The organism is Amycolatopsis sp. CA-211722 (genome assembly GCF_056828465.1).
In genome coordinates, this window is record NZ_CP184752.1 from 4,366,992 (window position 1) to 4,390,052 (window position 23,061).

Sequence of the window (23,061 nt, forward strand, 5' to 3'; positions counted from 1 at the left end):
ACCTCTGACGAGGGGTGGGGCCGGAATATCCGGGCCCACCCCTCGTTTGTTTTGTGTATCCCCTTTTTCGCGAGTGAATAGAGGCAAGTCATGGCGTCCCGGTTCGTGGACCGAGCGGTGATCCATCTGGCCGCCGGCGACGGTGGGAACGGCTGCGCCTCGGTGCACCGCGAGAAGTTCAAGCCCCTCGGCGGCCCGGACGGCGGCAACGGCGGCAACGGCGGCGATGTGCTGCTGGTCGTCGATCCGAACGTCCACACGCTGCTCGACTTCCACTTCCGCCCGCACGCCCGCGCCGGCAACGGCAAGCTGGGCCAGGGCGGCAACCGCGCCGGAGCGGCGGGGGAGACGCTGGAGATGCGCGTCCCGTCCGGCACCGTCGTGATGACCGAGGACGGCGAGATCCTGGCCGACCTGGTCGGGCCGGGCACCACCTTCGTCGCCGCCCAGGGCGGCCGTGGCGGCCTCGGCAACGCGGCGCTGGCCTCCAAGGCTCGCCGGGCGCCTGGCTTCGCGCTGCTGGGCGAGCCGGGGGAGACCCGCGACCTCGTCCTGGAGCTGCGTTCGGTCGCCGATGTCGGGCTGCTGGGCTTCCCGTCCGCGGGCAAGTCGTCGCTGATCTCGGTGCTGTCCGCGGCCAAGCCGAAGATCGCCGACTACCCGTTCACCACCCTGGTGCCGAACCTGGGCGTGATCACCGCCGGATCGACCGTGTTCACCATGGCCGACGTGCCGGGACTGATCCCCGGCGCGAGCGAGGGCAAGGGCCTCGGCCTGGACTTCCTGCGTCATATCGAACGCTGCGCCGTGCTGGTGCACGTCGTCGACTGCGCCACCTTCGAGCCCGGTCGTGACCCGCTGTCCGACATCGACGCCCTCGAAGAGGAGCTGGCCCGCTACACGCCGAGCCTCGGCGGCGACCTCGCCGACCGGCCGCGCGTGGTGGTGCTCAACAAGATCGACATCCCGGACGCCGCCGAGCTCGCCGAATTCGTGCGCCCGGAACTGGAAGCCCGCGGGCTCAGCGTGTTCGAGATCTCCACGGCGTCACGGCAGGGGCTGAAGGAACTGACCTACGCGCTCGCCGCCGTCGTCGAGAAGTACCGCGCCGACCAGCCCGCCCCCGAGCCGGCCAAGGTCGTGCTCCGGCCGATGGCCGTCGACGACGCCGGTTTCACCGTCGAGCTCGACCCGGAGGAGGAAGGCGCGTTCATCATCCGCGGCTCCCGCCCGGAACGGTGGATCCGGCAGACCAACTTCGGCAACGACGAAGCCGTGGGTTACCTCGCGGACCGGCTCAACCGGCTGGGTGTCGAGGAAGTATTGGCACGCAAGGGCGCCGTACCCGGCAGCCCCGTCACCATCGGCGACGTCCAGTTCGAGTGGGAGCCGTCGACCCCGGCCGGGGTCGCGGTGCACCTGTCGGGCCGGGGCACGGACGTACGGCTGGAGAACACCAGCCGCGTCGGTGCCGCCGAGCGCAAGGAAGCCCGCCGTATCCGTCGTGACGGCCCGGACGGCATCGAAGACGAAGACGAGATGGACGACGAGTGAGCTCAACCCGGGTGGCGATCGCCGACGCGAAGCGCGTGGTCGTCAAGGTCGGTTCCTCCGCGCTGACCACCGCCGGCGACGGTCTCGACGTGACCAGGCTGGACGCCTTGGTCGACGCGATCGCCGACCGGGTCTCCCGCGGCACGCAAATCGTGCTGGTGTCCTCTGGCGCGATCGGCGCGGGACTCGCGCCGCTCTCGCTCGGCAAACGGCCGCGTGACCTCGCCACCCAGCAGGCCGCGGCCAGTGTCGGCCAGCTCGCGCTGGCGCACGCCTACGCCGAGTCGTTCGGCCGGTATTCCCTGACGGTGGGCCAGGTTCTGCTGACGTCGGACGACGTCGTGCGCCGCGCGCACTACCGCAACGCGCAGAACACGTTCACCCGGCTGCTGGCCCTCGGCGCGGTTCCGGTGGTCAACGAGAACGACACCGTGGCCACCGAAGAGATCCGCTTCGGCGACAACGACCGGCTGGCTGCGCTGGTGGCTCACCTGATCGGCGCCGACGCGCTCGTCCTTCTGTCCGATGTGGACGGTCTGTACGACGGGGACCCCCGTGACGGCGCCACCCGCAAGATCGCGGAGGTCACCGGGGAGTCCGATGTGGACGGCATCACCGTCGGCATGTCGAGCTCCGGGCTCGGCACCGGCGGCATGGTCTCGAAGCTCGCCGCCGCCCGCACCGCCGCCGGCGCCGGGATCCCGGTCCTGCTCGCTGCGGCTTCCGAGGCCGCGCGGGCCCTGACCACCGCCGAGGTCGGCACGGCTTTCGCCGCCGCGGACTCCCGGTTGTCGGCCCGCCGGTTCTGGCTGGGCTACGCCGCGGGCGCGTCCGGGAAACTGCACCTCGACGACGGCGCGGTCACGGCCGTCGTCCGCCGTCGCCGCTCGTTGCTGGCCGCCGGGATCACCGGCGTCGACGGTGACTTCCAAGCGGGCGACGTCGTAGACCTGGTCGATGCCCGGCAGCGGACCGTGGCGCGCGGCGTCGTGGCCTTCGACGCGGGCGAACTGCCCGACCTCATCGGCCGCTCCAGCCACGACCTTCCCGCGGAACAGCGGCGTGAGGTCGTCCACGCGGACGATCTCGTTCCCTTGCACCGCTAAGGCACCAGCCCGGGGGTCAGAGCGATTTCCCGGACCTGGGCCTCGGTCAGAGGAGGCAGTTCACGCTGAGCCGGTGGGTACGGCCGTGCGTCAGTGCCCGCTTCGGTGCTGTTGGTGGAAGTGATGACGACGATGGCCTGCTCGGTCCGGTAGGCGGCTTGGTAGGCGACGAAACCCGGGCTGTCGGGCTTTTTGATCGTGGTCTCCACGAGGGTTCCGCCGCGAACCAGGCTCGCCGAGCAGGTGGTCGGAGCCGGGACCTGCACTTTGCAGGCGGTCCCCGCCGAAAGCAGCGTGCCGTCGTTGGTCATCAGTTCGACGAAGACCGATCCCGTCCGGGCGCCCACGGCGGCCGACATGAGGTAGAGCGTTTTATCCGGCCCCGGATAGGTCTCCAGGTCGAGCGGGGCTGCCGGGGTGACGTACGTGCGGATCGCTCGTTCAAGCAAGCAATCCAACCGCGCCGTCACCGCTTCACGGCTTTCGCCGGGCGACTTCTCACCGCACGGTGAGGTCGCGGCCGGTTCGTTCCGGTCCGGAAGCACGATGAGAGCGGTTCCCACCGGGAATCCCGCCGCGGCCAGCGCGATGGCCGTGACCATTGTCGTCAGACGACGGCGCCGTGAGCGGCGACCGGCACCGAGCACGCCCTCCTCGGTGAGCCCGATCGGCGGCTCCGTCTCGGCCACGTACTCCTTCAGCGCGGAGCGGACATCCTGTTCTTCCATGACTACTCCTTGCTCGTCGGGGCGGCCAGTACGGCGCGCAGTGCCTCGACCCCGCGGGCGGTCTGGCTTTTGACGGTGCCTTCGGCGACGCCGAGCAGCGAAGCGACTTCGGCGACCGAGAGGTCTTCGAGGAAGCGAAGTACGACCATCGCGCGTTGACGCTGCGTCAGGTCGCTGAGCACCCGCTCGAGATCGATCCGGTCGTGGCTGTCGTGGCCCGCCGGTGCGGCCCGGTCCGGCGGCGCCGAGGTCACCAGCTCCCCGCGGTGTTTGCGTTTCCCGCTGAGGAAGAGGTTGAGCAGGATCCGGCGCGCGTAGGCGTCGACGGTGTCCGGCCGGACGCGCCGCCAGCGCCGGTACAACTGGACGAACGTGGCCTGCACCAGGTCCTCGGCGCCGTGCCAGTCGCCGCACATACCGAACGCCAGTCGCCGGAACCGGTGTACACGGGCCGCGAAGTACTCGCTGAAGTCGTTGTCTCTCGCTTGTCCCATCGGCCACCCCCTCTTCGTATGCCCTCTCTAGTCCGGAGGAGGCCCGAAAGGTTCAAGCGACAGCAGGGGACCTTTGCTACCGCTTCCCCGGATCGGCGAGGTGGCCGACCAGGCGTGCCAGTTGTTCGCCGTAGGCCTCCGCGAACTCGGCCGATTGGGGGTCCTGGCCCGAGACGGCCCGGACGATCCGAGGCAGCGCCAGCGCGGCACTGGACGCGGCCATGAAGATCACCAGCAGGAACGCCGGGTCGAGGTCGGCGGGGAAATCGCCCGCGGCCTGACGGGCCCGCACGTACTCCACCTGCCGCTGGAGGAATTCGCGCTGCCCCTCGACACCGATCGCGTCGGGGGCGCCATCGGTCAGGTTCTCCCAGAGGAACAGTTTGGCGAGGTCGTGGTCGCGGACTCCCGACCGCGCGAAGAACCGGACGACCTCCGCGAACGGCTTCTCGTGGTCGGCGACCGCGGCGTAGTCGTCGTACATCGTCGCGGTCAACGCGTTGTACAGCCCTTCCTTGCCGCCGAAGTAGTACGAGATCAGCTGCTTGTTCACGCCCGCCTTCGCGGCGATCTCGCTGACGCGTGCCGCGGCGTAGCCCTTCGCGCCGAACTCCGCCTTCGCCGCCTCCAGGAGCTGAGCCTTCGTGCGCTCGGGATCGCGCTGGCGTTCGACGGGGGCACGGCGAGGGCTGCGCGGGGCGGCTTCGGACATGCGGTTCAGCTTAACCGCTGACTCTTTCAAACGTATGGTTGACACTATCATCCACATGGTTGATAGTTGTCGGCGGAGAGAGGAGAACCCCATGACCACGAGAATCGCGATCATCGGCGGCGGAACGGGCGGTCTCTGCTTGGCGCAAGGGCTGCGCAAGGCGGGAATCGACGTATCCGTTCACGAACGCAGCCGCACCCGGACCGAACGCCTGCAGGGCTATCGCGTGCACATCAACCCGCACGGCTCCGCCGCCCTGCACGAATGCCTGCCCGCCGAGCTCTGGCAGCGGTTCCTGGACACCACCGGCACCACGAACGGCCCGTTCTCCTTCGTGACCGAGCGGCTGCGGGACCTGATGGTGATCGACACCGAGCTCACGTCGAGCCCTGATCCCGCGTCGGACCATCATTCGGTCAGCCGGATCAGCCTGCACCAGGTGCTGTCCGACGGGCTCGAAGGAGTTCTGCACCACGGCAAGGAGTTCGTCGGCTACCGCCGTGAAGGCGAGGTGGTCGTTTGCGAGTTCGCCGACGGCAGCACCGTCGAAGCCGACCTGGTCATCGGCGCCGACGGGGCCAATTCCCGCGTGCGCAAACAGTTTCTTCCCGACGCCGAACGGGTGGACACGGGGATCATCGCGATCGCGGGCAAGCATCCGCTGACCGAAGAGACCCGCAAGCGGTTGCCCGCCCGGCTCACCGACGGTCCGAGCATGGTGATGCCGCGTACCGGGGCGGGCTTGTTCACCGCGCCGCACGAGTTGGCCGGCGTCCCTTCGGTGAACGACGAGACCGTGGACTACGACCCCGTCCTGTTCGACAACACCTCGAGTTACGTCATGTGGGCGTACGCGGCGGACGACCGGCGCTACCCGGACAATCTGTCCTTATTGGACGGTGTCGAGCTGCGGGCCCTGGTGCTGGACCTGATCGACGGCTGGGATCCCGCCTTCAAGGAGTTGGTCGCCGGTTCGCCCGGGGAGGCGGTGTCCCGGCTGCCGATCTTCACCTCGAAGCCCGTGGAGCCATGGCCGACGAGCAATGTCACGTTGATCGGCGACGCGATCCACAGCATGACCCCGTTTCGTGGCATCGGTGCGAACACCGCGCTCCGGGACGCGCGACTGTTGTGCCGCAACCTCGTCGAAGCACGGAAGACCGGCGCGGTGCGCTCCGCGGTCGCCGACTACGAGCACCGGATGCGTGACTACGGCTTCGCGGCGGTGCGCGACTCGGAACGCAGTGCCCGCCAGTTCGTGTCGGAGAACCGGGCGGGCCGCACGATGGCACGGGGGATGTTCCGCTTCATCCAGGCGGTCCCTCCGCTGAAGCGCAAGGTCTTCAGCGACCACGGCGACTCATAGCCGGGCGGGAGTGGAGATGCCCAGCAGGGACAGGCCCAGCGTCAGTGTCTTCGACGTGAGTTCGGCCAGCAGCAGTCGCGAGTCGCGGACGCCGGGGCCTTCCGCTTCCAGCACCGGGCACTGTTCGTAGAACCGCGAGAAGACGACCGCGGTCTCGTACAGATAGGTGCACAGCTTGTGGGGGAGATGTCCGGCGGTCGCCGCGCCGATCGCCTCGGGGAAGCGAGCCAGCGCGAGCGCCAACGCGCGCTCCGCGGGGTGGCCGAGCAGGACCCGCGCGCCCGTGAGGTCCTGATCCGCTCTCGCCAGCACGGAACGGATCCGCGCGTTGGCGTACTGCAGATAGACCGACGTGTTCCCGCTCTTGGCGAGCATCCGGTCCCAGGAGAAGACGTAGTCACGTTCGCGATCGCCGGAAAGGTCGGCGTACTTGATCGCACCGATCCCGATCGCCTTGGCGACCTCTTCCCTGATTTCGGGGGAGAGGTCGGCCCGGTCGTCGATCACTTCGGCGGCGTGTGAGATCGCCTCGGTGAGCAGGTCGGAGAGCCGGACCGACTCACCCGCCCTGGTTTTCATGGCGCGGCCGTCCTCGCCGAGCACCGAGCCGAACCCGATGTGCTCGGCCCGATGCTCCTCACGGAGCCAGCCGGCCGCCCGGCACACGGCGAACACCATCGCGAAATGCTGCGCTTGCGGCGTGCCGACGACGTAGAGCAGATCGGTGACGCCGCGTTGTTCCGTCCAGTATCGCAGGGTCGCGAGATCGGTGGCCGCGTAGCCGTAGCCGCCGTCCCGCTTCCGCACGATGAGCGGCAACGGATCGCCGTCCCGGTTGCGGAAACCGTCGGGAAAGACACAGACGGCGCCGTCGCTGATCTCGGTCAGTCCGGCGGTGCCCAGGTCGTCCACGACCGCCGCGAGAAACGGGTTGTAGAAGCTCTCGCCGTAGACGTCCTCGCTCGCCAGGCCGATCCCGAGCAGTGCGTAGACCTGGATGAAATGCCGTGTCGACTCGTCGACTAGACGCCGCCACAGCGACAGTGTCTCTTCGTCGCCGCTTTGCAGGAGCACCACCCGCTCGCGCGAGCGGGTCGCGAAGCCTTCGTCGGTGTCGAACTTCGACCGGGCGGCCCGATAGAAGCCGTTGAGGTCCCCGATCGCGTATGGGCCGGACGGGCGTTCGTCGAGCAGATGCTCGATCAGCATGCCGAACGGAGTCCCCCAATCACCGAGATGGTTGTGCGGGACGACCTCGTGCCCGGCGAACCGTGAGAGTCGGACGATCGCGTCGCCGATGACGGTCGACCGCAAGTGCCCGACGTGCATTTCCTTCGCTACGTTCGGACTGCTGTAGTCGACGGCGATCCGCCGAGGCTGAGGCGCGGCCGCGACACCCAGCCGCGGGTCACCGTTGAGTGCGGTCGTCCGCTCCGCGAGCCAGGACGAGCGCAGGGTGAAGTTGAGGAAGCCTGGCCCCGCGACCTCCGGCGGTTCGGCGATATCGGCGACGTCGAGCCGGGCCGCGATGTCGGCGGCGATCTGCCTCGGCGGCTTGCCGAGCCGTTTGCCCAAGCTCATCGCGAGATCGCACTGATAGTCGACGCCGCTCTGCGCGGAAACCCGCACCAGGGCGGACGGAGGTTCGAAGTCGGTGACGTGGCGAAGAGCCTTCACCACGCGTCGCGCCAATTCCTCGCTTACATCGCCGAACAACACGGTGTCCCTCCTTCGCGCTCGTCGTAGGAGCGCGAGAGTAGCCACCTACCCACGTCGTCGGCGACGGAGTTTCAGCGCAGGTCGCTGCCCTTGGTCTCCGGCAAGGTGCGGATGACGAAGAACGCGATCACCGCGCCGGCGGCCACGTACCAGAAGAACAGCGTCGACAACCCGGCGTCGGACAGCGCCGTGAGCACCAGCGGAGCCGTCCCGCCGAACAACGCGACGGTCAGGTTGTACCAGGCGCCGATGCCCAGGCCGCGCAGTTCCGTGGGGAACAGCTCGCTCATGATCGCGGGCGCGATCGACGTCATCGCCGTGTACAGGCAGAGCCCGACGCAGAACACGACCAGCAGACCAGGCAGCCCCGGACGGACCAAAGTGGACAGCGGGACGATGAGGATCGCGGTCGCCGCCGCCCAGACGAGCAGCTGTGGCTTGCGGCCGAAGCGATCCGACAGGACGCCCATCGGATACTGAAGCGCGACGAACAACGCCGTCGCGATCGACAACGCGAGGAACACGTCGACGTCGTCGGCCTTGCGGGTCTTGACCGCGAACGAGGTCAGCGCGCTGAAGAACGTGTAATAGCAAAGGGTCGACAGCATCGAGAAACCCACGAGCTGTACGACCGCTCGCGGGTGCTCGCGGAGGGTGGTGCGCAGCGGACGCTCGACCCGGCGCGCGGTCGACTTCTTCTCCTCGAAGATCTCGGTCTCGGCGAGGCTGCGCCGCAGCCACAGGCCGACGATGCCGAGGACACCGCCCAGCAGGAACGGGATACGCCAGCCGTACGCGGTCAGATCCGCCTTGGACATCGTCCGCGCGAGCACGAATCCGAGGATCGAGGCGAGCAGGACGGCGGAACCGGTCGAGATGTAGAAGAAGGCGGAGTACCGCCCGCGGCGGGCGGGCGGCGCGATCTCGCCGAGGTACGCCGAAGCGTTGGAGACCTCGCCGCCGAGCGACAGTCCTTGCGCCACCCTCGCCAGCAGCAACAGGATCGGGGCCAGCCAGCCGACCTGGTCGAATGTCGGCAGGAGGCCGATGGCCACCGAACCGCCCGCCATCAGCACGATGGTCAGGATCATCGCGGGCTTACGGCCCTTGATGTCGGCGAAGCGTCCGAGCAGCATCCCGCCGAGCGGCCGGAAGAAGAACGCCAGCGCGTACGTCGCGAAGGTGTTGATCAACGCCAGGGCTTCGTTGCCCTTCGGGAAGAACTCACTGGCGAAGTAGATGCTGAAGGTCGCGTAGATGGTCCAGTCGAACCATTCCAGCGCATTCCCGACACTGGCGGCGAACAACTTCTTCACCGGGAGCCGATGCCCCAGCCGCTCCGTCGTTGCGTCCGCCATCGGCACCTCCGTACTCGCGCGTGGACGGAACCTTGCCAGAAAGTTCCCGCGCGGGAAAGAACCTGTCGAATGTCGGGATCGGGATCCCCGGTTACGAGGTGCTCGCGAGAGCGAACGGCAGTACGGCGCGAGCCCCGGCCTGGCGGAGCAAGCGCGCGGACAGGGTCATCGTCCATCCTGTGTCGATCAGGTCGTCGACCAACAGGATCGGGCCCGCTGCCGAGGCGACTTCGGCGGCGAGCCCCCCGGAAAGGCTGAGGCGATTCCACAGGTCGGCCAGCCGCTGCGCGCTGTTCGCCTGACGCGGGGGCGGCCCCGTCGAAGTCATGGCGCCCAGGTAGTCCAGCCGTCCGATGGACGCCAGCTTCGTCGCCAGACTGTGGACCAGACGCGGGCGGGTGGCGGACGGCACCTCCACGACCGCGACCGGACGCTCCGCCCACTGCCAGCCCTTGAGCACCTCGATGCAGGCTTGGAAGACCGGATCGGGGAGTTCGGTGTCCGCCGCGGACGGACCGACGAGCTCGCGCAGCCGCGTGCCCCAGCCGACGTCGGTCACCCGCCCGACGACCTGACCGGTTTCGGCCTGCTCGCCCGCCGGCAACCGTCCGGAGAGCGGGACCTCCAGCCCGGCCATCCCGGTCGGCCACATCTTCCGCGGCGCGACCTCGACCCCCGGACGGCGCAGCCGTTGCCGGGTGGCGTCGACCACGTCGTCGGAAATCGTGGTGTCCCAGTGTTTTCCAGTGCAGTTGTCACACCGTCCGCACGGGGTGGCTTCGGGATCGTCGAGCTGCTTCCGGAGGAACTCCATCCGGCAGCCGGTGGTCTCCAGGTACGCCAGCATGGCGTTCTGTTCGTTGGTCCGCGCCGCGCTCACGCGCGCGTAGCGTTCCTTGTCGTAGAGCCACTCTTCGCCGGTGCCCTCCCAACCGCCCTTCACCCGGCGGACGGCGCCGTCGACGTCCAGCACCTTCAGGACCATCTCCAGCCGCGAACGGGAGAGCTCGACGAACGGTTCGAGCGCCGGTGTCGACAGTGGACGGTCGGCGTACGCCAGCGCGTTGAGCACCTGGGTCACCCGCAGTTCGTCCGGGAAGGCGAGCGAACCGAAGTACGCCCAGATGTCCTTGTCCTCGTGGCCCGGCAACAAGATCACTTCGGCGCGATCGACGCCACGTCCGGCGCGGCCGACCTGCTGGTAGTACGCGATGGGGGAGGACGGAGCCCCGAGATGGACGACGAAGCCCAGATCCGGCTTGTCGAAGCCCATGCCCAGCGCCGAAGTGGCCACCAGCGCCTTGACGTTGTTGTTCAGCAGGTCGTCTTCGGCCGCCTGCCGGTCCGCCGGGTCGGTCTTCCCGGTGTAGGCGGCGACCGGATAGCCGCGTTCGGTCAGCAGACCCGCGACGTCGTGCGCGGCGGCGACGGTGAGCGTGTAGATGATCCCGGAGCCCGGCAACTCCGCCAGGTGTTCGGCCAGCCAGGCGAGCCTGGCCTGTGACGTGGGCAGCTTGGCCACCGAGAGGTGCAGGCTTTCGCGGTCCAGGCTGCCGCGCAGGACGAGGGTGTCGCCCCCGTTGCCGATGCCGAGCTGCTCGGCGACGTCGGTCGCCACGCGGTCGTTCGCGGTCGCGGTGGTGGCGAGCACCGGGACGCCGTCGGGCAGGTCCTTCAGCAGCGTCCGCAACCGCCGGTAGTCCGGCCGGAAGTCGTGCCCCCAGTCCGAGATGCAATGCGCCTCGTCGACCACGAGCAGGCCGGCGCTCGCGGTCAGCTTCGGCAGGACGGTGTCGCGGAAGTCCGGGTTGTTGAGCCGTTCCGGGCTGACCAGGAGGACATCGACCTCGCCCGCCGCGATCGCGGCCTGGACCTGATCCCACTCCTGCGGGTTCGCGGAGTTCATCGTCGCCGCGTGGATACCCGCCCTCGCCGCCGCGGAGATCTGGTTGCGCATCAGCGCGAGCAGCGGCGAGATGATCACCGTCGGGCCGTTGCCGCGCTCCCGCAGCAACGCGGTGGCCAGGAAGTACACCGCGGACTTCCCCCAGCCGGTGCGTTGCACGACGAGCGCGCGACGGCGGTGCGCGACCAGCGCCTCGATGGCCGTCCACTGGTCGTCACGCAGGCGGGCGCCCTCGCCCGCCAACGACTGGAGGAGGGTCTCGGCGCGATCCCGGAGAGTCGATGTGTCCACGTCCCCACCTCTACCCCATGGCACCGACGAAGTCGCGACCGGGAAGTCGTGAACGGACCGTTCATCCATGGAACCGACTGTAATGTGATCCAGATCACCACCTGTCGGTGGGTCCGGCGACCCGCGCATGGAGCCTCGTGCGCTGTATAGGCTCACGACCCATGTCACCACGCAGGATCGGGGTCATGGGCGGCACGTTCGACCCCATTCACCACGGGCACCTCGTCGCGGCCAGTGAGGTTCAGTCGCGGTTCGCGCTCGACGAGGTCATCTTCGTGCCCACCGGTCAGCCGTGGCAGAAATCCGACAGGGTGGTCACCCGTGCCGAGGACCGCTATCTGATGACGGTCATCGCGACGGCGTCCAACCCCGTGTTCTCGGTCAGCCGCGTCGACATCGACCGCGTCGGGCAGACCTACACCGTGGACACCCTGCGCGACCTGCGTGCCGAGTACCCCGACGACCAGCTGTTCTTCATCACCGGCGCGGACGCGCTCGAACAGATCCTCACCTGGCGCAACGCCGACGAACTGTTCGACCTGGCCCATTTCATCGGCGTCACCAGGCCCGGCTACCGCCTCAATTCGCAGCATCTGCCGAGCGGGAAGGTGAGCTTGGTCGAGGTGACCGCGATGGCGATCTCGTCCACCGCGTGCCGCGAGCGCGTCGAGGGCGGGGAGCCCGTCTGGTACCTCGTTCCCGACGGTGTGGTGCGCTACATCGCCAAAAAGGACCTCTATCGGAAAGACCGGGGTTCGTGACCGGGTACCCTCGTCGGGCGCACCCGCGAGTAAAGCCATCTGTTTGAGGAGAACTGTGACAGCCACGTCCGAGGCACGAGAGCTGGCCGTAGCGGCCGCCCATGCGGCGGCGGACAAGAAGGCGAGCGACGTGGTCGTGCTGGACGTGTCCGACCAGCTGGTCATCACCGACGCCTTCGTCATCGCGTCCGCGCCCAACGAACGCCAGGTCGGCGCCATCGTCGACAACGTCGAGGAGCAGCTCCGGCTCGGCGGGCACAAGCCCGTCCGCCGTGAAGGCGCCCGCGAGGGCCGCTGGGTCCTGCTGGACTACGTCGACGTCGTCATCCACGTCCAGCACCAGGAGGAACGCTCCTTCTACGGTCTCGAGCGGCTCTGGAAGGACTGCCCGCGGATCGAGGTCGCCGGTCTGGAGACACCCGCCGAGGAGGACCCCGCCGACGCGCAAGGCGCCTCGTGAGCCCGCGGCGGCTGGTGCTCTGGCGCCACGGCGAGACCGACTACAACGCGGCGGGCCGGATGCAGGGGCATCTGGACTCCGCGTTGACACCGGTCGGCTGGAACCAGGCCAGGTTCGCCGTCCCCGCGCTCGCCCGGTTCTCGCCGGATCTGGTGATCGCCTCGGATCTGCGCCGCGCCACCGACACGGCCACCGTGCTCACTGAGGCCATCGGCGTCCCGCTGCGGATCGACAAGCGCCTCCGGGAAACCCACCTGGGTGAATGGCAGGGCTTCACCGGCCAGCAGGTCGACGAGGCGTACCCGGGGGAACGGGCCCGCTGGCGGATCGACGCGACCTGGGCGCCGCCCGGCGGCGAGTCGCGGGTCGACGTCGCCGAACGCGCGATGGAGGTCGTCGCGGACCTGGACCGGCCCAATTCCGACGCCGGCGACGCGGTACTGCTGGCCACGCACGGCGGCCTGATCATCGCGCTGACCGCGAAACTGCTCGGCCTGCCGGTCCCGTCCTGGCCTTCGCTGGGCGGGATCGCGAACTGTCACTGGGTCGAACTGACCCGGCGTGACGACAACTGGCGGCTGGCCGCCTACAACGCGGGCATCACCGGCTGAGCCATGGCCCCGCGCCTGCTGGTGTTCGGCGATTCCCTCAGCTTCCACGGCCCGGACGGCCCGCACGCCGCCGACGACGCGCGGCTGTGGCCCAACGTCGCCGCCGAAGCGCTCGGCGGCACCGCGGACCTCGTCGCCGGGTTCGGCTGGACCGCCCGTGACGCCTGGTGGTCGTTGATCGGTGATCCGCGGGTCTGGGCCGATCTCCATCACGTCGATGCCGTCGTGCTGGCCATCGGGAGCATGGACACCCTGCCCTCGCCGCTGCCCACCTACTTGCGCACCGGTCTCCGCTATCTGCGGCCCGACCCGTTGCGACGCGTGGTGCGCAAGGCGTATCTGGCCGCCCAGCCGCGGCTCGCGATCGCCCTCCGGGGACGTCCGGTGGTCTTGCCGTCGAAGCTCACCGTTCAGTACCTCGACACCGCGGTCGGAGCCCTGCGCACGCTGCGACCGGAGCTGCCGATCTTCGGCATGCTGCCGTCCGTGCATCGATCCGACTCGTACGGGCGCGTCCACACCGCCCGTGCCGGTGCCGCCGCCGCCCTCGCCGACTGGGGCCGTCGCGCGGACGTCCCGTTGCTGGATCTCGAAGCCGTCGTCGGCGACCACGTGCTGAGCGGGCGCGGCAATCCGGACGGAATGCACTGGGGGTGGGAGGGACATGCCGCCGTCGGCGCGGAAATGGCCGGCCTGATGGCCCCGGTGCTCCGCCCCGCGGCAACGTAGGCTGACTGCCGTGTCGGTCGCCGTAGTCACGGATTCCACCGCCCACCTGCCGGAAGGCTTCGCCGAACGGAACGGGATCCGGGTGGTCCCGCTGCACGTCCTCGTGGACGGCGTCGTTTTCCTCGACGGACTGGAAATGGGTCCCGCCGCCCTGGCCGAGGCGCTCGGCAAACGCAGCCTGGTGACGACGTCCCGGCCGACACCCGCCGAATTCGTCAAGGAGTTCCGGGCCGCGCTGGCCGAGGGCGCGGACGCCGTGGTGTCGGTGCATCTGTCCCGGGAGTTGTCCGGCACCTGGGAGGCCGCGGTGCTCGCGGCGCAGGAGGTCGGGCCGGACAAGGTACGCGTGGTCGATTCGCGCAGCACCGCGATGGGACTCGGCTTCGCCGCCCTGCGCGCGGCGAGTGCCGCCGCGGACGGGGCGGAGCCCGCCGAGGTGGAGGCCGCCGCGGTCGACGCCGTGAGCCGCTCGGAGACTCTGTTCGCCGTCGAAACCCTCGAATACCTGCGCCGCGGCGGGCGGATCGGCCCGGCGGCCGCCCTGCTCGGCACGGCGCTCGCGGTGAAACCGGTGCTCCACATGTCCGAAGGCCGGATCCAGCCGTTGGAAAAGGTGCGGACGATGAATCGCGCGGTGGCGCGGCTGGTCGAACTCGCGGTGAAAGCGGCCGAAGGCGGGCTCGCCGACGTCGCCGTGCACCATCTGGCATCCCCGGAGCGCGCCGTCGAACTGGCCAACCGGCTCGAGGAATCCATCGACTGCCCGGACGGGTGCGTGGTCTCGGAGATCGGCGCCGTCATCGGCGCCCACACCGGCCCCGGTGTGCTCGGCGTCGTGATCCAGCGAGCCGGTTAGAAACCGGTAAGCCTCCCACACGGCCCCGACGGAAACCGGCGCGCAGGCCTCGCTCGCGGCCGGGTTGTCCACAACACCCCACTTGTCCACAGCCTCGGGATTCACCACTGCCGCTCACCGCTCCCGCTCCGTAGCGTCGTTCACGTGTTCGACCAAACCGCCCGTCCATCGGGACCCTCCGTCAACGCCAGGCTGGCGTGGCTGGCAGCGCAGCTGTCGTCGCCAACCCAGGGCCCGCCCGCGGGCAGGCTCGCCCGCCGCTGGGTGCCCGCCCGGTTCACGGCGGACGGGATCCCGGTGAACCGGCGGTGGTTCGCCGTGGCGGCCGTGCTGATCGCGGTGGCCGTGATCGTGATCGGCGCGATCGCCTTGTTCGGACACCGGCCGGAGGCGGAGACCCCGCCGCCCCTGCCGTCGGCGAAGGCCGCCGGAGACGTCCCCGCCGCGGCGGGAAAGGCGCCTCTGGTGATCAGCGTCGTCGGCCGGGTCCTCAAACCCGGCCTGGTCACGGTTCCTCCGGGCGCACGGGTCGCCGATGCCCTCACGGCGGCCGGTGGGGCACAGCCCGGAACGGATCTGACCGGAGTGAATCTGGCCCGGAAGCTCACCGATGGTGAGCAGGTGGCCGTGGGCGTCGCCGTTCCCGCCGCGGCGGGAACGGCGGCACCGCAGGGGAAGCTCGACCTGAACTCGGCCACGGCCGAGCAACTCGACACCCTGCCCGGGGTCGGCGAAGTGATGGCGAAACGCATCGTCGACTGGCGGTCCGGGCACGGCGGGTTCACCACCGTCGAGCAACTCCGTGACGTAGAAGGGATCGGCGAAAGTAAGTATCGAAAACTCCGGGAAGTGGTGTCCGTCGGATGAACCCGTCCGCCGATCCGTCCGAAGTGGACACCGCGTCGTGGCGAGGGCAGGACCTGCGGCTGATACCGGCCGCGGCGACTGCCTGGCTCGGCACACTTTCCGGGCTGTTGGGCGGCTGGTGGATCACGATGCTCTGCGGTGCGGCCGCCGTGGGGCTCGCGATCGCCGCCGGTGTCCGCGCCCGCCGGACGGCGTCCCGGTGGGTGGCGGGCCTGGGAGCCCTGGCGGTCCTCGGCGTGCTCACCGCCGGTCCGGTGGCACTGCGGATCCGGGCCGCCGAACACGACGACCTCCGTGCCGCCGCCGCACGGGGGAGTGACGCCACCGCGAGGGTGGTGATCACCGAGCGGCCACGTCCGGTCCGCGGTGCCGGATACGCCGATCGCCGGGCGGGCACCCGCCTGGTGGTCATCGCCGCGACGGTGGACACCGCGGTGGCGGATGAGCGAGCGGTGGATTCAGCCGGCCGGATCCTCCTGCTCGCTCCCGCCGAGGGGTGGACCGGCCTGCTGCCCGGGCAGCAGGTCACCACCTCGGGGCGGCTCGCGCCGTCGAAAGGGGCCGAGTTGACGGTCGCGGTCCTCTCGGTGCGAGGCCCGCCGTCGGCCCTCGGGCCGGCGCCTTGGTGGCAACGAGCCGCGGAATCGCTGCGCACCGGGCTCCGAACGCTGTGCGCCGTACTCCCGGAAGAGCAGGCCGGTCTCGTGCCCGGACTGGTCGTGGGGGATACGAGCACACTTTCCCCGAGGGTCGAACGCGAGTTCACGGACTCCGGCATGTCCCACCTGATGGCCGTGAGCGGTGGGAACGTGGCGATCGTCTGCGGCTCGATCCTTCTCCTGTTGAGGCTGCTCCGGGTCGGGCCGCGGACCTCCGCCGCCGCGGCCGCCGCGGGGCTCGCCGGGTTCGTGGTCCTCGCCGGGCCCGCGCCCAGCGTGCTCCGCGCCGGAGTGATGGGGGCGGTCGGGCTGCTGGCGCTGGCACTGGGGCGCCGGGGTTCGGCGCTGCCCGCGCTGGCGTTCGCGGTGGCCGGGCTCGTCGTGGCCGACCCGGCGATGGCCGCCGACTTCGGGTTCGCGCTCTCGGTGCTGGCCACGGCCGGTCTGGTACTGCTGGCGCCGAGGTGGGCGGAATGGCTGGTCGGACGCGGTGTTCCGGCCGGCTACGCCGAGGGGCTGACCATCCCGCTGGCCGCGTTCGTGGTGACGACGCCGGTCATCGCGGGCATGGCGGGATCGGTCAGCCTCGTCTCGGTGGTGACCAACGTGCTCGCCGCGCCGGTGGTCGCCCCGGCCACCGTGTTCGGCGTGCTCGCCACCGTGATCGGCCCGTGGTGGCCGTCGGCCGGAACACTGCTGGTCCGCCTGACCGAACCCGAGGCGAGCTGGCTCATCACCGTGGCCCGCCACGGCGCCCGCGCGCCGGGAGCGGTCCTGGACTGGCCGGATGGCTGGTGGGGCGGGCTTCTGGCGGCCGGATCGCTCGTCGTCCTGCTCGTCGCCATCCGGCTGCGGCACGCCAGGATCCTCCTGGCGGTCGCGTTGGCGGCCGGGCTGCTCGTGTTCGTGCCGGTGCGAGTGCTCGCTCCGGCATGGCCGCCGGCGTCGTGGAGCGCCGTCGCCTGCGACGTCGGGCAGGGTGATGCCGTCGCCCTCGCCACAGGCGAGCGAGGGCGGGCGATCCTGGTCGACACCGGGCCGGAACCGGGGCCGGTCGACGAATGCCTGAGCAGGCTCGGCGTCGACCGGGTGCCGTTGATCGTGCTGAGCCATCTGCACGCCGACCACATCGGCGGTCTCGAATCCGTCTTCGAGGGCAGGTCGGTCGGGGCGGTCGCCGTCGGGCCCGGACGGGCTCCCGCTTGGGCGTGGCAGCAGGTCGCGGACGAGACCGCGCGCCGCGGGATTCCCTTGCTGGAGCTGGAGATCGGCCAACGGCTGGACTGGCCGGGGCTGTCACTGGACGTACTGGGGCCGCGGTATGCCACCAGCCGGTTGGTCCGTGAACAGGACGGCACGGTGATCAACAACGGTTCCGTCGTCCTGCGTGCCGGGACCCCGGCGGGCCGGGTGCTGCTGACGGGAGACATCGAGCTTGCGGCGCAGACCGACCTGATGGCCGAGGGCGCCGAACTGCGTGCCGAGATTCTGAAGGTCCCGCACCACGGAAGCCGTTACACGGCACCGGACTTCCTCAACGCCGTCGCGCCGCGGGCGGCGTTGGTGAGCGTCGGCGCCGGAAACAACTACGGACATCCGAACAAGTCCACTTTGGACAATCTGGTGGCCGTCGGCGCGGCGGTCGCCAGGACGGACACCGACGGCGACACCGCCGTCATCGCCGACGCGCGGGGTCTCGCCCTGGTACGCCGGGGTGAGCCCCGCGGCCCGCCTCGTTCTTGAGGCGGGCCGGCGGGTAACTCAGATGCCCAGAGCCTCGCGGACCGCGTCGGCCGAGGCGCTGACGGTGGCCTTCGGGCCGATCTTGTCCTCGACGGCGTCGAGGGTCTTGAGGCCGTCGCCGGTGATCAGCAGGACGATCTCCTCGTCCGGGTTGAGCTTGCCCGTCTCGATGAGCTTCTTGGCCGTCGCGACGGTGACGCCGCCGGCGGTCTCGGTGAAGATGCCTTCGGTGCGGGCGAGCAGCCGGATGCCCTCGACGACCTCCTCGTCGGTGACGTCTTCGATCGCGCCACCGGTGCGGTTGACCACGTCGAGGACGTAGGGGCCGTCGGCCGGGTTCCCGATCGCCAGCGAGCGGGCGATCGTGTCCGGCTTGACCGGCTGGACGACGTCGTGCCCGGCGCGGAAGGCCGCCGAGACGGGGGAGCAGCCGGTGGCCTGCGCGCCGAACACCTTGTACGGCGTCTCGTCGACGAGTCCGAGCTGTCCGAACTCGCGGAAACCCTTGTCCACCTTGGTGAGCTGGGAACCGGAGGCGATCGGCACCACGATCTGGGAGGGAAGCCGCCAGCCGAGCTGTTCGGCGACCTCGAAGGCCAGCGTCTTGGAGCCTTCCGAGTAGTAGGGCCGGACGTTCACGTTGACGAACGCCCAGCTCTCCTGCTCGGCGGCGAGCTGGGTGGCGAGCCGGTTCACGTCGTCGTAGTTGCCGTCGACCGCGATCAGGTCACCGTCGTACACGGCGGTGGTGAGGATCTTGGCGCGTTCCAGGGTCTTCGGGATCAGCACGACCGACCGCCAGCCGGCGCGGGCCGCCGCGGCGGCGACGGCGTTGGCCAGGTTGCCGGTCGAGGGACAGGCGAGCACGTCGAACCCGAATTCGCGCGCGGCCGCCAGAGCGACGGCGACCACGCGGTCCTTGAACGAGTGCGTGGGGTTACCGGTGTCGTCCTTGACCCAGACCTTCTTGACGCCCAAGGCTTTCGCGAGCCTGTCGGCCTGGATGAGCCGGGTGGCGCCGGGTTCGGTGTTGGGGATCTCTTCGACGTTCGAGGGAACGGGAAGGAGTTTCTTGTAGCGCCAGATGTTCTTCGGTCCGGCTTCGATGTCCTCGCGGCGCACGCGGCCGAAGTCGTAGGCGACTTCGAGCGGCGAGAAGTCCTCGGCGGAAACGAATTCGGGAGCGAGCGGCTGCCGGTGGCCCTCTTCCTTCGACACCAGTTCGACGGCCGGTCCGAGATCCGGGGTCTTGGTGGTGGAGGTCGTGCCGAGGGTTGCGGTCATCGCGAGGTTCCTTTCCTCATCTGCCCCGCCGTGGCGGGCCGGAATTGGCACCGTGTTCGTCAGCTATCCCGCGATCGCGGAATGACAGGCTGACGCCGGTTGCCGGGGCTTCGTCGGGCCGTTCCCTCTGCCCCTCTGGATGAGCGGTATTCGATTGTCGGCACGCGTGTGATCGCGTCGCCTCGCCAACACCGTACGACATGAGGCTCAGGTGGGGCCACCGTGCCCGCAACACATCACCGGACAAAGCACACGAGAGGAGGAGTGGCAGGATCGTCACCGTGACGACGCAAGCTTCCGCCCCATCGCCGCTGGTCCTGGTTCTCGGTGAGGAAGAGCTGCTGATCGAACGCGCGGTCCGCAGCGCCTCGGACGCGGCCAAAGCGGCCGATCCGACGGCGGATCTCACCCGGATCCGGGTGTCGGACCTCACAGTCCCGGCACTCGCGGAGATGGTCAGCCCCTCCCTGTTCGCCGAGGGGAGGGTGATCGTCCTCGAGTCCGCGCACGACATCTCGCAGGAGCTCGCCGACGGGGTGATGGCCTACGTCAAAGCCCCCGCCGACGGCATCGTGCTCGTCGTCGTGCACAGCGGAGGCGGCCGCAGCAAAGCCGCGAAAGGGCTCCCCGCCGCCTTGAAGAAGGCCGGTGCGGAAATTGTCGAGTGCCCGAAACTGACCAAGCCCGCTGAGCGGGAATCCTTTGTCCGCAACGAGGTCCGCCGGGTCGGCGGGAAGATCGACGGTGCGGCCGTGCTCGCGCTGATCGACGCGGTCGGCTCGGATCTGCGTGAACTGTCGTCGGCTGCGACCCAGCTGGTCGCGGACGCCGGCGGCGCGGTCGACGAGCAGGCGGTCCGGCGCTATCACCGGGGCCGTGCGGACGTGAACGGGTTCGCCGTCGCGGAGAAGGCCGTCGCCGGGGACAAGGCGGCGGCACTGGAGTCGTTGCGCTGGGCGATGCAGCTGGGCGTACCGCACGTGCTGGTCGCGGACGCCCTCGCCGACGCCGTCCGGACGATCGCGCGGGTGTCCGGTGCCGGTCGCGGCAACCCGAACCAGATGGCGGGTGAGCTGGGCATGCCACCGTGGAAGGTGCGCAAGGCGCAGGGACAGGCCCGCGGCTGGGGCCAGGACGGGCTCGCTACCGCGATGCGGGTGGTCGCCCGGCTCAACGCCGAGGTCAAGGGGGTCGCGGCCGACCCGGAGTACGCGTTGGAGCGTGCCGTCCTTGAGGTCGTCGCCGCCCACGGCACAAGCCGCTGAACACGGCGAAGGGCCCCGGCGACTCGCGTCGCCGGGGCCCCTTCGAAAGCCGATCAGAGAGAGTTCGCGCGCTTCGCCAGCGCGGACTTCTTGTTGGCGGCCTGGTTGGCGTGGATAACGCCCTTGGTCACGGCCTTGTCCAGCTTCTTGGCCGCGTCCTTCTGCAGCTCCAGGGCCTTGGCCTTGTCGCCGGCGTCGGCGGCTTCGCGGAACTTGCGGATCGCGGTCTTCACCGAGGACCGGATCGCCTGGTTGCGCTGACGCGCCTTCTCGTTGGTGGTGATGCGCTTGATCTGCGACTTGATGTTGGCCACGGGGGCGCTCCTCTTGAATCTCTCGGTGGTTTCACCGCCGCGCTGTGACCGGCCCTGCGTGCTCGGGGAGCGCGCGGGTTTCCTCCATGACGGAATGCCACACGACGGTGAAAGGCAAGCTTAACAGCCGTCCGGGGATGGCTCACGGCCACCTCGGGACGGGCGCTTGAGGTACGGTGCGGAGCGTAGTGCCTAGGGTTCCGCCGCCTGCCCGCCCGGGAAAACACACAATCAGGGCAGACGGGACAGGTCCGAGCGGCACCATCGGCGGGGCCGGAAGCGCCGCCGTTCATCTGACGGGACAAAAGCCTGGAGGACCGGTGTTTTCCGCGCGCGCGGAAAACGTGAAAGGTCCGTCGTGAACGCCACCGCCCTGTCCTTCGTCGTCATCGCCGCCGTCATCCACGCGGGCTGGAATCTCGCGGCCAAGCGGATCCGTCGTGGCGGAGCCCGGTTCGTCTGGGCCTACTACAGCCTCTCCGCTGTCCTGCTCGTCCCAGTCATGGCCGTCTCGCTGGTCGTGGAGCCGCAACGTCCACAGTGGACCTGGTTGGTCGCCGCGGTGGTCACGGCGGTGTTCCACGTCACCTACGGGGTCGTCCTCCAGCGCGGCTACGCCGTCGGCGATCTTTCCGTCGTCTACCCCGTCGCCCGCGGTACCGGGCCGCTGATCTCGGTGCTCGCGGCCGTCGTGTTGCTCGGCGAGCGGCCGGGCGTGCTCGGCTTGGTGGGAGCGTTCCTCGTCGTCGCCGGGGTGCTGGTGATCGGATCCGGGCGGGCGCCGGCGCACGCCAACTCCGCCGATCGTGCCGCCCGCCGCAAGGGCCTGCTCTACGGACTGCTGACCGGTCTCACGATCGCCGCCTACACCCTGTGGGACGCGCATTCGGTCACCGGCCTCGGAGTCCCGCCGATCGTCTACTTCGGAACCGGCGCGATCGTGCAGAGCCTCCTCATGACGCCGTACGCGCTGAAGGACCGCGACGAGGTCTCGTGGCTCTGGCGCGAACACAAGCGTGAGGTGCTCGTCGTCGGCGTGCTCTCGCCGGTCGCCTACCTGCTGGTGCTCTACGCGCTCCAGATCGCTCCGGTGAGCCTCGTCGCACCGGCCAGGGAGCTGAGCATCGTCCTGGGCGGTATCGCCGCCTGGCTGGTCCTGGGGGAGGCGAACGCCGTCCGCAGGCTGGCCGGGTCGGTGGTGGTACTGGCGGGGATCACCGCGATTGCGATGGCCTGAACCCATCCGGTAGGGATTGAGCCATGGACGTGCTGAGCAGCAGGGTGCTGATCCACCCGAAGGACCTCGACGTGTCGACGGCGTTCTATCGGGACACCCTGGGCCTGGCCATCGACAAGGAGTTCCCCGGCGGGACGGTGTTCTTCGCCGGGAACGGGTCGATCGAGATCGTCGGTACCGGAGAGACCGGTCCGACCCCTGACGTCGCCTTGTGGCTCCAGGTCCGGGACCTGCCCGCGGCGCTCGAGGAGCTCGCGGGGAAAGGCTTGGAGCCGGTTCGCGGGGCGCGGCGTGAGCCCTGGGGGCTGGACGAGGCGTGGATCGCCGACCCGGACGGCACCAGGATCGTGCTGGTCGAGGTGCCGCGTGAGCACCCGTTGCGCACTGACCCGCGTTAGACCGGCGGCTTGATCGCGCGCAGCTGGGCGGCGAGCGAGGCGCCGAAACCCGGCGGCTCCCAGGTCCAGGTCTGCAGGTCGGTGAAGCCGGCGGCGGCCACTTCGGCGGCCAGTTCATGCCGGGACACGGGCAGCCACTTCTCGTGCGACGACAGCAGCAGCCGCCCGCCGGGCCGCAACACGCGGAACAGCTCGGCGAACCCGGCCGCGCGGTCCTCCCACAGCTGCACGTTGTTGACGCTCAAGACCACGTCGACGCTCTCGTCCGGCTGGCCTGTGGAGTCCGCGGTGCCGTGCCGTAGCTCCACCTCGTCGCCGCAGCGGCGGCGCGAGCGGGCGAGCATCTCGGGGGAGGGGTCGACGCCGATCGCGCGGCCCGCGCGTTCGGCCGTGGCTTCCAGGCCGACGCCCGGTCCCGGGCCCACGACCAGGGCGGTTTCGCCGGACCCGATCGACGCCAGCTCGACGACGCGAAGTTCGGTGGCGGCGTTGCCGTGCGCCATCGCCCGGCCACCGAACCGGCCGAGCAATCCCCGTGGACGGCCGAACGTTCGGTCGAGTATCTGGGACAGTGAAGTGCTCATACTTCGAGGGCACCACAGCTCATCACGGGCCGCATCGGGGATGACCCCCACTCGCACCC

General features: G+C 69.8%; 22 protein-coding genes and 1 riboswitch. Of the genes, 13 read left to right on the plus strand and 9 right to left on the minus strand.

The window, feature by feature from the left end:
• The first annotated feature begins 90 nt into the window (after nt 1-90).
• Complete coding sequence (gene obgE, locus ACOCEP_RS21100; protein ID WP_482339506.1) at nt 91-1,554, plus strand: GTPase ObgE; 1,464 nt, start codon at nt 91-93, stop codon at nt 1,552-1,554.
• Nucleotides 1,551-2,660 carry a glutamate 5-kinase gene (gene proB / locus ACOCEP_RS21105; RefSeq protein WP_482339508.1) on the plus strand — a complete coding sequence of 370 codons (1,110 nt, stop codon included), beginning with the start codon at nt 1,551-1,553 and terminating at the stop codon, nt 2,658-2,660. The genes obgE and proB overlap by 4 nt, the downstream gene beginning before the upstream one ends.
• Here proB and ACOCEP_RS21110 read toward each other — a convergent pair.
• From ACOCEP_RS21110 to ACOCEP_RS21120, 3 genes are all read right to left on the minus strand, one after another.
• Nucleotides 2,657-3,388, minus strand: coding sequence for a hypothetical protein (locus ACOCEP_RS21110; RefSeq protein ID WP_482339510.1), 732 nt, complete (start codon nt 3,386-3,388; stop codon nt 2,657-2,659). The genes proB and ACOCEP_RS21110 overlap by 4 nt on opposite strands.
• A 2-nt stretch (nt 3,389-3,390) precedes the next feature.
• Nucleotides 3,391-3,882 carry a SigE family RNA polymerase sigma factor gene (locus ACOCEP_RS21115; RefSeq protein WP_482339512.1) on the minus strand — a complete coding sequence of 164 codons (492 nt, stop codon included), beginning with the start codon at nt 3,880-3,882 and terminating at the stop codon, nt 3,391-3,393.
• 76 nt (nt 3,883-3,958) lie between these two features.
• Complete coding sequence (locus ACOCEP_RS21120) at nt 3,959-4,594, minus strand: TetR/AcrR family transcriptional regulator (RefSeq protein ID WP_482339514.1); 636 nt, start codon at nt 4,592-4,594, stop codon at nt 3,959-3,961.
• Between the two features lie 91 nt (nt 4,595-4,685).
• Here ACOCEP_RS21120 and ACOCEP_RS21125 point away from each other — a divergent pair, with 91 nt between their 5' ends.
• Nucleotides 4,686-5,960, plus strand: a complete 1,275-nt coding sequence (locus ACOCEP_RS21125) for an FAD-dependent oxidoreductase (RefSeq protein WP_482339516.1) — start codon at nt 4,686-4,688, stop codon at nt 5,958-5,960.
• Here ACOCEP_RS21125 and argS read toward each other — a convergent pair.
• From argS to ACOCEP_RS21140, 3 genes are all read right to left on the minus strand, one after another.
• Nucleotides 5,955-7,679, minus strand: coding sequence for an arginine--tRNA ligase (gene argS, locus ACOCEP_RS21130; RefSeq protein WP_482339518.1), 1,725 nt, complete (start codon nt 7,677-7,679; stop codon nt 5,955-5,957). The two genes, ACOCEP_RS21125 and argS, sit on opposite strands and share 6 nt — an antisense overlap.
• A gap of 71 nt (nt 7,680-7,750) precedes the next feature.
• Complete coding sequence (locus tag ACOCEP_RS21135) at nt 7,751-9,037, minus strand: MFS transporter (protein WP_482330713.1); 1,287 nt, start codon at nt 9,035-9,037, stop codon at nt 7,751-7,753.
• A 91-nt stretch (nt 9,038-9,128) separates the two neighbouring features.
• Entirely contained in the window at nt 9,129-11,234 is a 2,106-nt protein-coding gene (locus tag ACOCEP_RS21140) for a RecQ family ATP-dependent DNA helicase (RefSeq protein WP_482330714.1), read from the minus strand.
• A 161-nt stretch (nt 11,235-11,395) separates the two neighbouring features.
• On the opposite strand from ACOCEP_RS21140, the gene nadD reads away from it, so the two are divergent.
• From nadD to ACOCEP_RS21175, 7 genes are all read left to right on the plus strand, one after another.
• Nucleotides 11,396-11,995: a nicotinate-nucleotide adenylyltransferase gene (gene nadD, locus ACOCEP_RS21145; protein WP_465416378.1), complete on the plus strand. Its 600-nt coding sequence runs from the start codon at nt 11,396-11,398 to the stop codon at nt 11,993-11,995.
• A gap of 55 nt (nt 11,996-12,050) precedes the next feature.
• Nucleotides 12,051-12,455: a ribosome silencing factor gene (gene rsfS / locus ACOCEP_RS21150; RefSeq protein ID WP_016332398.1), complete on the plus strand. Its 405-nt coding sequence runs from the start codon at nt 12,051-12,053 to the stop codon at nt 12,453-12,455.
• On the plus strand, nt 12,452-13,066 hold the full coding sequence (locus tag ACOCEP_RS21155; RefSeq protein WP_482330716.1) for a histidine phosphatase family protein: 615 nt from the start codon (nt 12,452-12,454) through the stop codon (nt 13,064-13,066). Before rsfS ends, ACOCEP_RS21155 begins: the two co-directional genes overlap by 4 nt.
• A gap of 3 nt (nt 13,067-13,069) precedes the next feature.
• Entirely contained in the window at nt 13,070-13,795 is a 726-nt protein-coding gene (gene octT / locus ACOCEP_RS21160; RefSeq protein ID WP_482330717.1) for a diglucosylglycerate octanoyltransferase, read from the plus strand.
• A 10-nt stretch (nt 13,796-13,805) separates the two neighbouring features.
• Nucleotides 13,806-14,651: a DegV family protein gene (locus ACOCEP_RS21165; RefSeq protein ID WP_482330718.1), complete on the plus strand. Its 846-nt coding sequence runs from the start codon at nt 13,806-13,808 to the stop codon at nt 14,649-14,651.
• Between the two features lie 144 nt (nt 14,652-14,795).
• Complete coding sequence (locus ACOCEP_RS21170) at nt 14,796-15,518, plus strand: ComEA family DNA-binding protein (protein WP_482330719.1); 723 nt, start codon at nt 14,796-14,798, stop codon at nt 15,516-15,518.
• On the plus strand, nt 15,515-17,920 hold the full coding sequence (locus ACOCEP_RS21175; protein WP_482330720.1) for a ComEC/Rec2 family competence protein: 2,406 nt from the start codon (nt 15,515-15,517) through the stop codon (nt 17,918-17,920). Before ACOCEP_RS21170 ends, ACOCEP_RS21175 begins: the two co-directional genes overlap by 4 nt.
• 18 nt (nt 17,921-17,938) lie before the next feature.
• Here the strand turns inward: ACOCEP_RS21175 and thrC are convergent, their stop codons facing one another.
• Nucleotides 17,939-19,204, minus strand: coding sequence for a threonine synthase (thrC, locus tag ACOCEP_RS21180; protein WP_005158594.1), 1,266 nt, complete (start codon nt 19,202-19,204; stop codon nt 17,939-17,941).
• A 13-nt stretch (nt 19,205-19,217) separates the two neighbouring features.
• A riboswitch (SAM riboswitch) is annotated at nt 19,218-19,350 on the minus strand.
• A gap of 135 nt (nt 19,351-19,485) precedes the next feature.
• Here thrC and holA point away from each other — a divergent pair.
• Nucleotides 19,486-20,469, plus strand: a complete 984-nt coding sequence (holA, locus tag ACOCEP_RS21185) for a DNA polymerase III subunit delta (RefSeq protein ID WP_482330721.1) — start codon at nt 19,486-19,488, stop codon at nt 20,467-20,469.
• A 53-nt stretch (nt 20,470-20,522) separates the two neighbouring features.
• On the opposite strand, the gene rpsT is transcribed toward holA, so the two are convergent.
• On the minus strand, nt 20,523-20,783 hold the full coding sequence (gene rpsT, locus ACOCEP_RS21190; protein WP_005158599.1) for a 30S ribosomal protein S20: 261 nt from the start codon (nt 20,781-20,783) through the stop codon (nt 20,523-20,525).
• Nucleotides 20,784-21,141: 358 nt separating this feature from the next.
• On the opposite strand from rpsT, the gene ACOCEP_RS21195 reads away from it, so the two are divergent.
• Nucleotides 21,142-22,020 (plus strand): EamA family transporter, encoded by an 879-nt coding sequence (locus tag ACOCEP_RS21195; protein ID WP_482330722.1) that lies wholly within the window; start codon nt 21,142-21,144, stop codon nt 22,018-22,020.
• Nucleotides 22,021-22,043: 23 nt separating this feature from the next.
• Nucleotides 22,044-22,418 (plus strand): VOC family protein, encoded by a 375-nt coding sequence (locus tag ACOCEP_RS21200; protein ID WP_016332406.1) that lies wholly within the window; start codon nt 22,044-22,046, stop codon nt 22,416-22,418.
• Here the strand turns inward: ACOCEP_RS21200 and ACOCEP_RS21205 are convergent.
• Nucleotides 22,415-23,002 carry a class I SAM-dependent methyltransferase gene (locus ACOCEP_RS21205; protein ID WP_482330723.1) on the minus strand — a complete coding sequence of 196 codons (588 nt, stop codon included), beginning with the start codon at nt 23,000-23,002 and terminating at the stop codon, nt 22,415-22,417. The two genes, ACOCEP_RS21200 and ACOCEP_RS21205, sit on opposite strands and share 4 nt — an antisense overlap.
• Nucleotides 23,003-23,061: the final 59 nt, after the last annotated feature.

What these genes read in the sequence shown, in the direction of transcription:
- nadD (WP_465416378.1), top strand. Translation starts at nt 11,396, where the DNA reads ATGTCACCACGCAGGATCGGGGTCATGGGCGGCACGTTCGACCCCATT.
- ACOCEP_RS21110 (WP_482339510.1), bottom strand. Translation starts at nt 3,388, where the DNA reads ATGGAAGAACAGGATGTCCGCTCCGCGCTGAAGGAGTACGTGGCCGAG.
- ACOCEP_RS21205 (WP_482330723.1), bottom strand. Translation starts at nt 23,002, where the DNA reads ATGAGCACTTCACTGTCCCAGATACTCGACCGAACGTTCGGCCGTCCA.
- ACOCEP_RS21120 (WP_482339514.1), bottom strand. Translation starts at nt 4,594, where the DNA reads ATGTCCGAAGCCGCCCCGCGCAGCCCTCGCCGTGCCCCCGTCGAACGC.
- ACOCEP_RS21115 (WP_482339512.1), bottom strand. Translation starts at nt 3,882, where the DNA reads ATGGGACAAGCGAGAGACAACGACTTCAGCGAGTACTTCGCGGCCCGT.
- thrC (WP_005158594.1), bottom strand. Translation starts at nt 19,204, where the DNA reads ATGACCGCAACCCTCGGCACGACCTCCACCACCAAGACCCCGGATCTC.
- obgE (WP_482339506.1), top strand. Translation starts at nt 91, where the DNA reads ATGGCGTCCCGGTTCGTGGACCGAGCGGTGATCCATCTGGCCGCCGGC.
- ACOCEP_RS21200 (WP_016332406.1), top strand. Translation starts at nt 22,044, where the DNA reads ATGGACGTGCTGAGCAGCAGGGTGCTGATCCACCCGAAGGACCTCGAC.
- octT (WP_482330717.1), top strand. Translation starts at nt 13,070, where the DNA reads ATGGCCCCGCGCCTGCTGGTGTTCGGCGATTCCCTCAGCTTCCACGGC.
- ACOCEP_RS21135 (WP_482330713.1), bottom strand. Translation starts at nt 9,037, where the DNA reads ATGGCGGACGCAACGACGGAGCGGCTGGGGCATCGGCTCCCGGTGAAG.
- ACOCEP_RS21125 (WP_482339516.1), top strand. Translation starts at nt 4,686, where the DNA reads ATGACCACGAGAATCGCGATCATCGGCGGCGGAACGGGCGGTCTCTGC.
- ACOCEP_RS21175 (WP_482330720.1), top strand. Translation starts at nt 15,515, where the DNA reads ATGAACCCGTCCGCCGATCCGTCCGAAGTGGACACCGCGTCGTGGCGA.